The sequence below is a fragment of the Marmoricola sp. URHB0036 genome (assembly GCF_000426045.1).
GTDB lineage: Bacteria > Actinomycetota > Actinomycetes > Propionibacteriales > Nocardioidaceae > Marmoricola.
The window spans coordinates 29,621-43,761 of the sequence record NZ_AUEP01000008.1 but is presented as its reverse complement, the minus strand read 5'-3'; the positions used below and the strand labels follow the sequence as shown (position 1 = coordinate 43,761).

The 14,141-nt window shown below is 70.9% G+C and carries 15 protein-coding genes; 1 reads left to right on the top strand and 14 read right to left on the bottom strand.

Translation table 11 applies throughout. The annotated features are described in order from the left end of the window. Together H976_RS0109745 and H976_RS0109740 are read right to left on the bottom strand one after the other, a co-directional pair. Positions 1–879: a hypothetical protein gene (locus H976_RS0109745; RefSeq protein WP_027861379.1), complete on the bottom strand. Its 879-nt coding sequence runs from the start codon at positions 877–879 to the stop codon at positions 1–3. 23 nt (positions 880–902) lie between these two features. After that, positions 903–1,889, bottom strand: a complete 987-nt coding sequence (locus tag H976_RS0109740) for a putative zinc-binding metallopeptidase (RefSeq protein ID WP_027861378.1) — start codon at positions 1,887–1,889, stop codon at positions 903–905. Between the two features lie 41 nt (positions 1,890–1,930). Between H976_RS0109740 and H976_RS0109735 the strand changes: the two genes are divergently transcribed. Beyond that, positions 1,931–2,659 carry a dienelactone hydrolase family protein gene (locus H976_RS0109735; protein WP_027861377.1) on the top strand — a complete coding sequence of 243 codons (729 nt, stop codon included), beginning with the start codon at positions 1,931–1,933 and terminating at the stop codon, positions 2,657–2,659. Between the two features lie 41 nt (positions 2,660–2,700). On the opposite strand, the gene H976_RS0109730 is transcribed toward H976_RS0109735, so the two are convergent. From H976_RS0109730 to H976_RS0109670, 12 genes are read right to left on the bottom strand one after another with little or no spacing between them, the layout of a single operon-like run. Further along, entirely contained in the window at positions 2,701–3,129 is a 429-nt protein-coding gene (locus H976_RS0109730; protein ID WP_027861376.1) for a type II 3-dehydroquinate dehydratase, read from the bottom strand. Beyond that, positions 3,126–4,244, bottom strand: a complete 1,119-nt coding sequence (aroB, locus tag H976_RS0109725; RefSeq protein WP_027861375.1) for a 3-dehydroquinate synthase — start codon at positions 4,242–4,244, stop codon at positions 3,126–3,128. Before aroB ends, H976_RS0109730 begins: the two co-directional genes overlap by 4 nt. Then, complete coding sequence (locus tag H976_RS0109720; RefSeq protein WP_027861374.1) at positions 4,237–4,758, bottom strand: shikimate kinase; 522 nt, start codon at positions 4,756–4,758, stop codon at positions 4,237–4,239. The genes aroB and H976_RS0109720 overlap by 8 nt, the downstream gene beginning before the upstream one ends. After that, on the bottom strand, positions 4,755–5,933 hold the full coding sequence (gene aroC / locus H976_RS0109715) for a chorismate synthase (protein WP_027861373.1): 1,179 nt from the start codon (positions 5,931–5,933) through the stop codon (positions 4,755–4,757). Before aroC ends, H976_RS0109720 begins: the two co-directional genes overlap by 4 nt. 43 nt (positions 5,934–5,976) lie before the next feature. Next, on the bottom strand, positions 5,977–6,771 hold the full coding sequence (locus H976_RS28710) for an A24 family peptidase (protein WP_051276616.1): 795 nt from the start codon (positions 6,769–6,771) through the stop codon (positions 5,977–5,979). A gap of 17 nt (positions 6,772–6,788) precedes the next feature. Beyond that, positions 6,789–7,640 carry a shikimate dehydrogenase gene (locus tag H976_RS25555; protein ID WP_036225708.1) on the bottom strand — a complete coding sequence of 284 codons (852 nt, stop codon included), beginning with the start codon at positions 7,638–7,640 and terminating at the stop codon, positions 6,789–6,791. Between the two features lie 2 nt (positions 7,641–7,642). Then, positions 7,643–8,779 (bottom strand): endolytic transglycosylase MltG, encoded by a 1,137-nt coding sequence (gene mltG, locus H976_RS0109700; RefSeq protein ID WP_027861372.1) that lies wholly within the window; start codon positions 8,777–8,779, stop codon positions 7,643–7,645. A 10-nt stretch (positions 8,780–8,789) separates the two neighbouring features. Beyond that, complete coding sequence (gene ruvX / locus H976_RS0109695) at positions 8,790–9,266, bottom strand: Holliday junction resolvase RuvX (protein WP_027861371.1); 477 nt, start codon at positions 9,264–9,266, stop codon at positions 8,790–8,792. A 3-nt stretch (positions 9,267–9,269) separates the two neighbouring features. Further along, a complete protein-coding gene (alaS, locus tag H976_RS0109690; RefSeq protein ID WP_027861370.1) occupies positions 9,270–11,957 on the bottom strand; it encodes an alanine--tRNA ligase in 2,688 nt (895 codons plus the stop codon). Next, complete coding sequence (locus H976_RS28705) at positions 11,957–12,298, bottom strand: DUF6167 family protein (protein WP_051276614.1); 342 nt, start codon at positions 12,296–12,298, stop codon at positions 11,957–11,959. Before H976_RS28705 ends, alaS begins: the two co-directional genes overlap by 1 nt. Continuing rightward, positions 12,295–12,765 (bottom strand): hypothetical protein, encoded by a 471-nt coding sequence (locus tag H976_RS28700; protein WP_051276612.1) that lies wholly within the window; start codon positions 12,763–12,765, stop codon positions 12,295–12,297. Before H976_RS28700 ends, H976_RS28705 begins: the two co-directional genes overlap by 4 nt. A gap of 11 nt (positions 12,766–12,776) precedes the next feature. Then, positions 12,777–14,138 (bottom strand): replication-associated recombination protein A, encoded by a 1,362-nt coding sequence (locus tag H976_RS0109670; protein WP_027861368.1) that lies wholly within the window; start codon positions 14,136–14,138, stop codon positions 12,777–12,779. Between the last annotated feature and the right edge of the window lie 3 nt (positions 14,139–14,141).

Here is a 14,141-nt window from a genome sequence, read left to right as displayed (position 1 = left end):
TCAGTCGCCGCGAGGAAGCCCCTCGTCGTGCAGCACCCGTCTGGCCACCCACACGTCGCCCTGGTCGCCCTCGGGGCAGTCACCGTTCACGTAGACCATGACCAACCGGCCCGCGGCGTCGTACGACGCCCGCCAGGTGGCCAGGGTGCCGCTGCCGCAGCCGGAGGAGTTGCGGGTGGTGATCTCGAGCAGCTCGTCCCGGATCCGGTACGTCGACCGGACGGCCGGGTCGCCGGAGAAGAGCCGTCCGTCAGCGTCCGCCTCGAACGAGCCGTCGCGGGTGAAGCGCATCAGGTAGCTGCCGGCGAGGTACATGTCCGGCCCGTAGGCACGCTCGACCAGCCAGACCCCGGCCAGGTCCCCGGGATGGACGGGACTGCCCACGCCACACACCGCCGCGTCGTGCTCCACCAGAGCCCGGCCGGAGTCGGGCAGGGCGCGGGTCACCTCCGACCGGCCGCCCGTTCCGCTGATCCGCAGCCGGACCGACGACACGGACGTCAGCGGCGCCACGTCGCAACTGGGCGTGGCGGAGAAGCGGATCATGCCCCAGGCATGCGGCTCGAGCCGACTCGTCCTGTCCGCCTTGAAGGGGGTGACGTAGCCGGCGAAGGAGAGCAGGTCGGCCTGGAGCGGGTCGTTCGTCGGGTTGTGCACCGGCAGCTCGAAGTCCCAGCCGGTGCTGGCCCGCAGCGGGTACTGCTGGATCGCTCCCACGCCCACCGAGGGCTCGCTCGCGCCCTCCTTGGCTGCCCCTGTCGAGACGAGGTCCGTGTGACCAACCACGAGCACTCCGACGACGAGCCCGACGACCAGCCCCACAGCCGCGACGACGGCGACGGGAAGCCACACGCGTCGGTCGCTCATCGCGTTGGGCACGCCTGCGAGCGTACGCCGGGCGGTCAGTCCCTCCTGGCCAGCGAGGCGACGAATTCGAGCTTGTCGAGCACGGCTGTCGGGATGACGAACGGGTAGAGGTCCTCGTGGCCCATGCTGCGGTTGATCATGTTCAGCGCCACGCTCAGCGGCATCCAGATGCCCACCACCACGTCGCGGAAGCTGGTGAACGAGGTGATCGTGCCGACCGTGGTCAGGCCGTACTCCGACGCGGTCTCGATGCTGTCGCAGATGTGCAGGTAGTGCGCCCAGGTCTCCGCGAAGTCCTCGAACGGGTGCATCGTCGCGTAGCTGGAGATGTACGACGACTCCCAGCCCGCCGGCGGTCCCTCGGCGTAGTGCCGGTCGATCTCGCCCTGGTAGTCGACCGACTCGTCGCCGAACAGCTCCCGGTAGCGGGTCCGCAGCTCACCGCGGACCAGCTGCCACTCGTAGTAGTGGCCGATCTCGTGGCGGAAGTGGCCGAGCATCGTGCGGTAGGGCTCCCCCAGCTTCTCCCGCACCTCCTCGCGGTGCGCCGCCCTGCTCTCGGCGAGGTCGATGGTGATCAGGCCGTTGGCGTGGCCGATCACGACGTTCTCCTCGACGCTGCTCAGCAGGTCGAAGGCGAGCCCGTTGTCGGGATCGGTGTCCTTGCCGACGATCGGGAAGCCGAGCCCGTCGAGCTCCACGACGAGGTGCCGCTTGGCCCGCTCCGCGGCCGGGTAGTTGGCCAGCCCGATGGCGTCGTCGTCGTGGGGGCGGTTGCGGGTGAGCCCGCAGCTGAAGCACTCACCGCCGTCGCTCTCGGTCAGCCAGGTGCAGCCGGACAGCGTCAGGTTGCGGCACAGGAACCACTCGAGTCCGTCGGCGTCGACGTACCGCCCCTTCTCGTCCACCGGCACGATCGCCCGCTCGGAGCGCGAGAACCCGAGGCGGCTGCCACAGGACACGCACCGCGAGTTCTCGAAGTGCAGGGGCTTGTCGCACACGCGACACCGGAAGGCCTTCACACGCGCAGCCTTGCACGCCGGGCAACTGACAGGATCACCGCATGACTCTCCTCGGCAGCTGGACCCAGGGCGAACACTCCTTCGGCGGGGTCAGCCATCCGACCTACCGCAAGGGCACCGGCCCCGGCGTCATCGTGATCCACGAGATCCCGGGCATCACACCCACGGTGATCGCCTTCGCCCAGGAGGTGGTGGACGCCGGCTTCACGGTGGTGATGCCGAGCCTGTTCGGCACGCCGGAAGCGCCGATGAACGCCCTGAACGCAGCCAAGTCGCTCGCCCGTGTCTGCGTCAGCCGCGAGTTCACCACGCTCGCCACCGGGGTCACCACACCGGTAGCCGGTTGGCTGCGCAGCCTGGCTCGCGAGCTGCACGACGAGCTCGGCGGGCCCGGCGTCGGCGCCCTCGGCATGTGCTTCACCGGCGGCTTCGCGCTGGCCATGATGGTGGACACCTCGGTGGTCGCGCCGGTCCTCGCCCAGCCGTCGGCGCCGTTCGCGGTCAGCCCCCGCCGGTCGCGCGACCTGAACCTCAGCCCCGGCGACCTGGCCGTGGTGAAGGAGCGGGCGGCCGCGGGGTGCCAGGTGCTCGGGCTGCGCTTCTCCAAGGACCCGACGGTGGGCCGACGGTTCGGCACGCTCGAGCGCGAGCTGGGCGAGGCGTTCATCAAGGTCGAGTTCGGTGGCCTGGGGCACTCCACCGTCACCGAGCAGCGCCAGCAGGAGGGCGTCGACCGGGTGCTCGCCTTCTTCGGCGAGAAGCTGCGCTGACGACGTTCACGAGCACTACGTAGACCTGCCAGGTGGAAGGTCTACTGAGTGCTCAGGAACTCGAGTGCCTGCCGGTAGCCGTCGATCCCCTGGCCGACGATCTCCTTCGCGGCGTACGCCGTGACCACGGAGTGGTGCCGGAACTCCTCCGGCCGGCTCTTGGGGTCGCTGATGTGCAGCTCGACGAGCGGCGCCGTCAGCTGGGCGCAGGCGTCGAAGAGGGCGTAGGAGTAGTGCGTCCACGCGGCGGCGTTCAGCACGACGGGGGTGGCGTCGTCGGCAGCCTGGTTGAGCCAGTCGAGCATCAGGCCCTCGTGGTTGGTCTGGCGTACCTCGACCTCGAGACCGAGACCGGCCCCCCACTCCTCGCACAGCCGGGAGAGGTCGGCCATCGTGGTGGTGCCGTAGATCTCCGGCTGGCGCCGTCCGAGCCGACCCAGGTTGGGACCGTTGAGCACGAGAACCTTCATCGCGACACTCCCCTCAGCACGTCGTACGCCGCCCGCAGGTGGTCCTCGGACGGGTCGGCCAAGACTGCCGGCCTCGCCAGCCCGTCGAGGACGACGAACCGCAGCATCGACCCGCGCGACTTCTTGTCGACCCGCATGGTGGCCAGCACGTCCTCGAAGGGCAGCTCGTCGCTCAGCTGGTCGTGCAGGGCGACCGGCAAGCCCACCGACGCCAGGACCTCGGCGTGCCGGGCGGCGGTGGCGTCGTCGAGACGGCCGGCCAGCCGGGCCAGCTCGGCGACGTAGACCATGCCGAGCGCGACCGCCTCGCCGTGGCGGACGCGGTAGCCGGTGCCCTTCTCGACCGCGTGGGCCATCGTGTGGCCGTAGTTGAGCACCTCGCGACCGGGATGACCGTCGGCGCCCCCGGTCTCCTTGAGGTCGCCGACGACGACGTCGACCTTCACCTGGATCGCCCGCTCGATGACCTCACGCAGCTCTGGCGAGGCGGGGTCGAGGACCGCTGTCGGGTCGGACTCGACGATGCGGAGGATCTCGGGGTCGGCGACGAAGCCACACTTGACCACCTCGCCGAGTCCCGCGACCAGCTCGGCCTCGGGCAGCGTGACCAGGAGGTCGAGGTCGCACAGCACCCCGGCAGGCTCGTGGAAGGAGCCGACCAGGTTCTTGCCGGCGCTGGTGTTGATGCCGGTCTTGCCGCCGACGGCCGCGTCGACCATGCCGAGCAGCGTCGTGGGCACGTGGACCACGCGCACGCCGCGCAGCCAGGTGGCGGCGATGAAGCCACCGACGTCGGTCGTGGCGCCGCCACCGACGGTGACGACCGCGTCGGAGCGGGTGAACCCGGCCTGTCCGAGCTGCTCCCAGGCCTCGGCCGCCACCTGGGCGGTCTTGGCGGCCTCGCCGTCGGGGAGCCTGATCGCAAGCAGCTCGACGTCGCCGAGGCCGGCCACCACCTGGTCGGCGAGATCGGTGAGCGACTCGGGATGGCACACGGCGACGCGACGCACGTCGGGGCCGAGAGCGACGGACACCTCGTCGAGAACGCCGTGCCCGACGACGACGTCGTACGGCGACGCGCCGCCGACGTGCATTCGCGTGCGGTCCTCACCCATGGGAGGCATCCTCGACCGCAGCGCGCACGCGCTCAACCACCTCGCCGACCGCGAGTCCGTCAGTGTCGACCACGTGGGTGGCGACCGACTCGTAGACCGGCGTGCGCTCGTCGATCAGCTGCTTGATCCGTCCCCGCACGTTGCCGAGCAGGAGCGGTCGGGAGACGCCCAGCCCCACTCGTTGCGCAGCATCACTCAGCCCGACGCGCAGGAACACCACGCGATGGCCGGCAAGCAGCTCGCGCGTGCTCTCGTCGAGCACGGCCCCGCCGCCAACGGCGAGCACGCCGTCGTGCTCCGCCAGGGCTGAGGCGACGGCGGCGCGTTCCAGCGCCCGGAACTCGGCCTCACCGGAGTCGACGAAGATGTCGGAGATCGAGCGCCCCTCGGCGGCTTCGACGTCCTGGTCGCTGTCGCGGAAGCCGACGCCCCACGTCTCGGCCAGGATGCGGCCGACCGTCGTCTTGCCCGCCCCCATCGTGCCGACGAGGACGACCCTGGGGCCCGCACTCATCGGAAACGAAGGGTGTCGAGGTAGGACTGCACGTTGCGCCTGGTCTCGGACAGCGCGTCGCCGCCGAACTTCTCCAGCACCGCGTCGGCCAGCACCAGCGCCACCATCGCCTCGGCGACGATCCCGGCTGCCGGCACGGCACAGACGTCGGAGCGCTGGTGGTGGGCCACCGTCGCCTCGCCGGTCGCGACGTCGACCGTGCGCAGGGCGCGCGGGACGGTGGCGATCGGCTTCATCGCGGCCCGGACGCGCAGCACCTCGCCGGTGGACATGCCTCCCTCGGTGCCCCCCGACCGTCCCGACGTACGGCGAATGGCCCCGTCCTCGTTGACGATCTCGTCATGGGCCAGCGAACCGGGAGTGGCGGCGAGCTCGAACCCGTCGCCGACCTCGACGCCCTTGATGGCCTGGATGCCCATCAGCGCACCGGCCAGTCGGGAGTCCAGCCGCCGGTCCCAGTGCACGTGCGAGCCGAGCCCCGGGGGCAGGCCGTGGACCACGACCTCGACCACCCCACCGAGGGTGTCGCCGTCCTTGTGGGCCTGGTCGATGCGCTCGACCATCAGCTTGGAGGCGTCGGGGTCCAGGCAGCGCACCGGGTCGTCGTCCAGGCGCGCCACGTCGTCGGGGCCGGGCACCGAGCCGGCTGGGGCACGGACGCCGCCGAGCTCGACGACGTGGGAGACCATCCGCGCGTCGGTCGCCTGCTCGAGGAACAGCGAGGCGACGCGGCCCAGCGCGACCCGGGCCGCCGTCTCCCGGGCCGAGGCGCGCTCCAGCACCGGCCGAGCCTCGGTGAAGTCGTACTTCTGCATGCCCACGAGGTCGGCGTGACCGGGCCGGGGACGCGTCAGCGCCGCGTTGCGGGCCAGCGCGTCCAGCTCGACGGGATCGACCGGGTCGGAGGACATCACCTGCTCCCACTTGGGCCACTCGGTGTTGCCGATGACGATCGCCACCGGACCGCCCTGGCTCTCGCCGTGGCGGACGCCGCCGGTGATCGACACCTCGTCCTGCTCGAACTTCATCCGAGCACCACGGCCGTAGCCGAGGCGACGCCGGGCGAGCGCGTCGGCGAGGTCCGCGGAAGTCACACGCACGTGGGCAGGCAGGCCTTCGAGGATCGCGGTGAGCGAGGGGCCGTGGGACTCCCCCGCCGTGAGCCAGCGCAGCATGGGGCCAGTGTTTCACGCGAGACTGCGCCGCCCGGACCGCCCGTCAGTAACCGAGACCCTGCGCGAGCCACGGTCCGATCACGACCGACAGCGCCGAGCCGATGAGCATGAACGGCCCGTAGGGCACCCGTCGGCGCAGGTCGCGGGTGATGATGCCGAGCACCAGCCCACCGAGGCCACCGACGAGCAGGATCAGGGCCAGCCCCATGAGCAGCTCGTACCAGCCGAGGTAGCCCAGCGCCGGACCCAGCACCCGGGCCAGCCGCACGTCGCCGAAACCCCAGGCGTTGAACAGCCACCAGAACACCCAGAACCAGGCGCCGATGATCAGCCAGCCCCAGCCGGCCCGGTAGAGCGAGTCGAGATCGCCGTCGACCAGGGCAGCGGCCGGGATGAGCACGGCCAGCAGCAGGTACGTCGGATGGATCACCCGCGTCGGCAGCAGCGTCGTACGCCAGTCGACGATCATCAGGGCCACCCCGACGGGCACGAGCGGCACGAGATAGAGCAGCGCTCCCGTCCAGCCGAGGGAGGCGCCGAAGGCAGCGCCGAACAGGCCGGCCCAGGCAGCCGTCCACCAGCCCAGGTGGGGTGCGGCCGCGATCTCGGTGTAGAGGACCTTGTCGCCGGAGACGTCGGGCAACGACCTCTCGAACAGTCGTCGCTGCGTCGGTGACGGGTCCACCAGAGGATCGCTCTCGTCGACCGGTGTCGTGACCGGATCGGGCGCCGGCTCGGGGATGTGGGCGATCAGCGTCGGGACGAACCAGCCGAGGGCCGCACAGGCGACCAGGCACAGCACGCCGGCCTGCACCTGTTCGGGATCGAGCCAGTCCATGCGCGAAGGTTAGGCGATCAGTTGCCGAGCTCAGCGCTGATCTGCACAGCCCTGCGCGTCAGCTCGTCCGCGCCGGCCCGCCGGAGCAGATCGACCGACACCGCCCTCCCGGTCATCCGCAGCACCTGGCCCACCGCCTGGTGGGCGAGCAGGTCGAGCCCGGCGACGAGGAGGCGGCCGTCGTCCAGCACCCGTCGCGCGAGCGGTGTCGGCCAGGGGTCGTAGACCACCTCGAAGACGGCCGGCACCTCGGAGCAGCGGGCGATCAGCGCGGGCGTCTGGGCCTGGCCCGGGATCGTCGTCACCAGGAGGTCGGCGTCGAGGGTGGTCGCATCGGCGATCGTGCCGACCGACAGCTGCGGCGCCCGCGGGTGCGAGCTCACCACCGCGATCGTCTCCTCGGCCCGGGCAGGGTCGCGGACGAGCACCGTTGCCGACGTGCACCCGGACTCGGCGAGGGCCAGCAGCACCGAGGTGGCCGTCGCTCCGCCGCCGAGGACGATGGCCGAACGGGCCGGGGCCGGCAGCCGTTCGTCCATCGCCGCGATCGCGCCCGGGATGTCGGTGTTGAAGCCGTGTCGGGACCCCTCGTCGAGGACGAGCGTGTTGGCGACACCGGAGAGCCGCACCCAGTCGTCGCTGCTGTCCAGGAGGGGTACGACGGTCCGCTTGAGCGGCATCGTCAGGGACAGGCCGCGCCAGGACTCGTCGAGGCCGTTGACGAACTCCTCGAGACCTGCGGAGTCGACCTCGACGTGGTCGTAGGTCCAGTCGAGGCCGAGCTCGGCGTACGCCGCCCGGTGGAGGGCCGGTGACAGCGAGTGGGTGATCGGCGAGCCCACCACCGCGCAACGCCGGGCAGAGCCCATCCTCAGCACACGTCGCTCTTGGCGCAGAAGGCCTTGAGCTTCGCCACCCAGACCTGGTGCTCGGCGTAGGTCTTCGAGAAGTGCGTGGTGTGGTGCTCGTAGTCGGGCACGAAGTAGAGCCAGTCACCCTTCGCCGGAGCCAGCGCCGCCTTGATCGTCTCCTCCCCCGGCGACCCGATCGGGCCCGGTGGCAGGCCGGTGTGGGCGTAGGTGTTGTACGCCGAGGTGTTGGCCCGTTCGGCGGCCGTGGTCCACACGTCTCCCGAGCGCTGGCTGACGTAGGCCACCGTCGAGTCGAGCTGGAGCGGCATGCCCTTGGCCAGCCGGTTGTAGAGGACGCGCGCGACCTTGGGGTAGTCCGGGGCGTGGTTCGCCTCGTACTCGAGGATGCTGGCGACCGTCAGCACCTGCTCGGGGGTCAGTCCCACGGCCTCGGCCTTGGTCGCCAGGTCCAGCGACTCGTCGACCTCGACGCCCTTGGCGACCATCTGCCGGAGGAGGCCGACCGCAGTCTGCTTGGGCGGCACCGTGTAGGTCGCCGGGAACAGGTAGCCCTCGGGGTTGCCGTTGGCTACTGCGGGCAGGCCGATGGCCTTGGGGTTCGCCAGGGCGGCGGTGACAGCCTTCTTGGAGATGTCGGTCTTGTCGACGATCGCCTTCACGATCTGGCGCACCCGGGCGCCCTCGGGGACGACGACCAGGCTCTGGATGAGGTTGGTCGGGTTGACGAGGACGTCGAGCGCCTCGGAGGCCTTCATCTGCTTCTTCAGCTGGTAGTAGCCGACCTGGATGCTCCGGGACTTGTCGTTGGAGCGCGCGGCGTCGTTGAAGGCATCGACGCTCTTGACCACGCCCTTGGCCTTGAGGTCGCGCCCGATGTCGGCGGAGGTGTCGCCCTCCTTGACCTGGTAGAGCACCGTCCCCGTGCCTGGTCCGGCGTAGTCAGGGGCCGGGCCGAGGCGAGAGCTGAGCTCGTCGTAAACGAAGTGGCCGCCGAACCAGGCGCCGGCGCCGAGCACGACCAGGACGAGCAGCACGGGCAGGCAGCCGCGGCCACGGCGGCGGCGCGGGGCCGGCTCGTCGTCGTGGTAGTCGAGGTGCTCGTCCTCGTCGACCTCTGCCTCGTACTCGTCGTGCACGCTGGTCCGCCTACTCGCTCGTGTCCCCGACCGTGACCGGCTCACCGGCGTAGGCGCCTGTCTGCCGTTCCCGTTCGAGGGCTCCCTGCAAGATCACGACGGCGGCGGCCTGGTCGACCACTGCCCGACGCTTCTTGCCCTTGCGTCCCTGGCTCCGCAGCTGGCTCTCCGCCGTGACGGTGCTCAGGCGCTCGTCACACAACCTGACCGGGACCGGCCCGACTCGGGCCGCCAGCTCACGCGCGAACTCCCGCACCTTACCCGCGGCCGGCCCCTCACCTCCGGACAATGACCGCGGGAGTCCGACGTAGATGCGCACCGCGCCGAGCTCCTCGGTCAGTGCGGCCAACCGGTCGAGGTCACCCGGGCCGCGGCTCACCGTCTCGACGGGGGTGGCCAGGATGCCCGAGGGGTCGCTGCTCGCGACCCCGATCCGGGCGTCGCCAGGGTCCACCCCGAGGCGTACGCCGGTGAGCTGGTCGGCCACCGGCTAGCCCTGCAGGGCGCGACGAATCGCGGCCAGGGCGTCGGCGGCCCTGGCCGGGTCGCTCCCGCCACCCTGGGCGATGTCGTCCTTGCCGCCGCCCTTGCCACCGAGCACCTCGGAGGCCGCGCGCACCAGCGTGTTGGCGGAGTCGCCGCGCGCCCGGGCGGCGTCGTTGACCGCGACCACGACAGAGGGCTTGCCGCTCGCGGACCCGATGATCGCCGCCACGCCGGGCCGGTCCGCCGGCATCCGGCCACGCACGTCGAGCGCCAGGGTGCGCGCGTCGCCGCCGTTCGCCGCCTCGGCGTGGTGGCCGACGAAGGAGACCTCGCCGAGGTCCTCGGCCTGGTCCACCAGCCGGCCGGCGGAGGCGAGCAGCTGCTGGAGCCGCACCTGCTCGATCTCCTTCTCCGCGGTGCGGAGACGGTCGACGATGTCGTTGACGCGCTCGGGGAGCTGCTCGGGGCGCACCTTGAGCGCCTCGCTGAGCTGCGCGACGAGCACGTGCTCACGGGCCAGGAAGCGATAGGCGTCACCACCCACCAGCGCCTCGACCCGTCGTACGCCGGAACCGATCGAGCTCTCGCCCAGCAGCTTGACCACTCCGAGCTGGCCGGAGCGGTGGGCGTGGGTGCCGCCACAGAGCTCACGGGCCCAGTCGCCGACGGAGACCACCCGCACCTGGTCGCCGTACTTCTCCCCGAAGAGCGCCATCGCCCCCGAGCGGACGGCTTCCTCCTGGGTCATGATCTCGGCGTGCACGCCGAGGTCGGCCATCACGAGGTCGTTCACCCGCGCCTCGACGTCGATCATCGCCGACTCGGGAACCGCCCCCGAGGCCGAGAAGTCGAAGCGGAACCGCCCCGGCGAGTTCTCCGAGCCCGCCTGGGTGGCGGTCTCGCCCAGCGCCTCGCGGAACGCCTTGTGCACCATGTGGGTCGCCGTGTGCGACCGGCTGATCGACGCCCGTCGCTCGATGTCGACGAGCGACTGGGCGTGGCCGCCGAGCGAGACCTCGCCGTTGACCACCTTCGCCTTGTGCACGATCAGGCCGCTGATCGGCGACTGGACGTCGTAGACCTCGATGCGGGCTCCGTTGTCGAGCTCGATGACGCCCTGGTCGGCGAGCTGGCCTCCGCCCTCGGCGTAGAACGGGGTGCGGTCCAGCACCAGCTCGACCTCGGCGCCCTCGCCGGCGGACTCCACGGCCGTGCCGTCGCTGACGATGCCGCGGACGGAGCCCTCGCTGACGACGTCGGTATAGCCGGTGAACTCGACCTTGTGGCCGATCGAGTCGGCGATGTCGCGGTAGGCACTGCCGGCGCCCTGCTGGCCCTTCTTGGCCCGCGCGTCGGCCCGCGCCCGCTCCCGCTGCTCCCCCATCAGCCGGCGGAAGCCCTCCTCGTCGACCGAGAGTCCCTTCTCGGCCGCCATCTCGAGGGTGAGGTCGATCGGGAAGCCGTAGGTGTCGTGCAGCGCGAACGCCTTGTCACCCGAGAGCACGGTGCCGCCGCCGGAGCGCACCTCGGTGGCCGCGGTGTCGAAGATCGTGGTGCCGGTGCGCAGCGTCTGCCGGAAGGCGTGCTCCTCGGCGAACGCCACCGTCGAGATGCGGTCCCAGTCGCGATGCAGCTCGGTGTAGGTCTCGGCCATCTTGTCGCGGCTGACCGGGAACAGCTCCGGGAGCGCGGGGTCCTCGTAGCCGAGCAACCGCATCGAGCGCACGGCACGACGCAGCAGGCGGCGCAGCACGTAGCCACGGCCCTCGTTGCCCGGCGTGACGCCGTCGCCGATGAGCATCATCGAGGAACGGATGTGGTCGGCCACCACGCGGAAGCGCACATCCGCCTCGTGGTCCGCGCCGTACCGCTTGCCGGTGAGCTCCTCTGCCTTGGCGATCACCGGGAACATCACGTCGATCTCGTACATGTTCTCGACGCCCTGCAGCAGGAACGCGACCCGCTCGAGGCCCATGCCCGTGTCGATGTTGCGCTTGGGCAGGGAGCCGACGATGTCGAAGTCGGACTTGGAGCGTACGGCGCTGAGCTCGTCCTGCATGAAGACGAGGTTCCAGATCTCGAGGTAGCGGTCCTCGAGCGCCGGGTCCATGGCGGTGCCCATGGACTCCCAGTCCGCCTCGGGCCCGTACTGCGGACCGCGGTCGTAGAGGATCTCCGAGCACGGGCCGCCGGGACCGGGCACGCCCATCGACCAGTAGTTCTCCTTGGGGCCGAGCCGGACGATCCGGTGCTGCGGGAGCCCGGTCACCTTCATCCAGAGCGCCAGCGCCTCGTCGTCGCCGTGCAGCACCGAGGGCCACAGCCGGCTCTCCTCCAGCCCCCAGCCTCCGTCGGCCTGCGACTTCGTGACCAGGTCCCAGGCGTACTCGATCGCGCCTTCCTTGAAGTAGTCGCCGAAGCTGAAGTTGCCGCACATCTCGAAGAAGGTGCCGTGCCGCGTGGTCTTGCCCACGTCCTCGATGTCGGGGGTGCGCACGCACTTCTGCACGCTGGTGGCGCGGCTGTACGGCGGCGTCTCCTGGCCCAGGAAGTAGGGCTTGAACGGCACCATGCCCGCGTTGACGAACAGCAGCGTCGGGTCGGGCACCAGCAGCGACGCGGAGGGCACTGCCTGGTGACCGGCCGCCTCGAAGTGCGCGATGAAGCGGCGGCGGATCTCGGCGGTGTCCATCAGTCCGACTCCTGAGTCTCGGTGGTTGAGGAGCGAGCCTCGACCTCGGTGGTCGAGGAGCGAGCGCCAGCGAGCGTCTCGAAACCACTGGATCCTGCCGAAGCTCGTTCCTCGAGTGCAGGTGGCCCATCTAGCGCCAGCCCGAGGCGGTCACGCAACTCGGTTTCCTTCTCGGTCATGCCGACGCGCACCTCGTCGGCGAAGAGGTGCGCGCCCACGGAGAGCCCGGCGAGCCGGTCGCGGAGTCCCTCGGGGGTGAACGTCTCAGCGGCGCGGCGTGCCTTGACGACCAGGTAGACGCCTGCACCCGCTCCGGCGACGAACCAGAACGAGCGGTTCATGCGGCGGATCGCTCCTCGGCCTGCATCCGGCGCCAGGCTTCCTTCATCTCACGACGGCGTTGCTTCCTGGCCCGGCGCACCTCGCGGCGTACCTCGAACCAGATCCGGTTGCGCGACTCGGCCGAGAGCGCGCGGCGCACGCCGTGACCGAAGGAGACGACCTTCACGAGCGGCTCGCCGACCGTGGCGGTGAGCACCAGCCGGTCGGGCACGTTGGCCTCCGGGCGCGGCTCACCGGCATCGGTGATGACGTACGCCGAGTCCACCGCCTGCGCTCGGTCGCGATCGACCGCCCGGTCGAGCTGCTCGGACAGCTCGTCGAGACGCCGGCTCAGCGCGGCGGTCTCGGCAAGGGCAGCAGCGAGCTGGCGACGTGACTCGGCCCGACTGCGCAGCACGAGGGCGAGCAGTCCGAGGAGGACGAGCAGCACGACCGCGATGCAGCCGATGAGGACGGGCGTTCCCATGGGGCCCGACCCTACCTGCCCCGAATCAACCGGCGGATCCGCTCCCAGCGCTCCTTCAGGCCGCTCTCCGCGCCGAGACTGGTGGGCTGGTAGTACTCGGCGGCCAGCACCACATCGGGCGCGTACTGCTGCTCGGCGATGCCGTAGGGGGCGTCGTGGGAGTATTGGTAGCCCTCGCCGTGGCCGATCTTCTTCGACCCGCCGTAGTGGGCGTCGCGCAGGTGCGCCGGCACCAGACCGATCTTGCCGCTGCGGACGTCAGCGCTCGCGGCGTCGATCGCCTTGATCACGGAGTTGGACTTCGGCGCCAGCGACAGGGCGATCACTGCCTGGGCGAGGTTGAGGCGCGCCTCGGGCATGCCGATGAGCTGCACCGCCTGGGCCGCAGCCACGGCCGTGGTCAACGCTGTCGGGTCGGCCAGGCCGATGTCCTCGCTGGCCAGGATCACCAGCCGGCGGGCGATGAACCGCGGGTCCTCCCCCGCCTCGACCATCCGCGCCAGGTAGTGGACCGCCGCGTCGGCGTCCGAGCCCCGGATCGACTTGATGAAGGCACTGGTCACGTCGTAGTGCTGGTCGCCCTGCCGGTCGTAGCGCACCGCCGCGCGGTCCACGGCCTTCTCGGTCGTCTCGACATCGACCTTGGTCAGGCCCTGGGACAGCGCGGCACCTGCCGCAGCCTCCAGGTAGGTCAGCGACCGTCGTGCGTCTCCCCCGGCCAGGCGCACCAGGTGGTCGAGTGCATCCGGCTCGAGGGTGACCTGTCCGTCGAGCCCGCGTGGGTCGGTGACGGCACGCTCCACGACGCCGCGTACGTCGTCATCGGTCAGCGGCTCGAGGGTGAGCAGCAGCGAGCGCGACAGCAACGGCGAGATCACCGAGAAGAACGGGTTCTCCGTGGTGGCGGCCACGAGCGTGACCCACCGGTTCTCCACACCCGGGAGCAGGGCGTCCTGCTGGGCCTTGGTGAACCGGTGCACCTCGTCGACGAACAGGACCGTCTCCTGCCCACGCGAAGCCAGCCGGTTGCGCGCCGAGCTGATGGCCTCCCGGACCTCCTTGACCCCGGCCGCGACGGCCGAGACCTCGACGAAGACGCGGTTGGTCCGTCCGGACACGATCGAGGCGATCGTGGTCTTGCCGGTGCCCGGCGGTCCCCACAGCAGCAGCGACATCGGCTGGTCGCCCTCGACCAGCCGCCTCAGCGGCGACCCCGGCGTCAGCAGGTGCTGCTGCCCGACGAGCTCGTCGAGGTCGCGCGGCCGCATCCGCACCGCCAGCGGTGCCGAGTCATGGGTGTTGCCCGCGAGCGAGCCCCCGGAGGGACCCTCTCGGGTCGGCTCGGGACCCTCGTAGGCGAAGAGGCCGTCCATCGA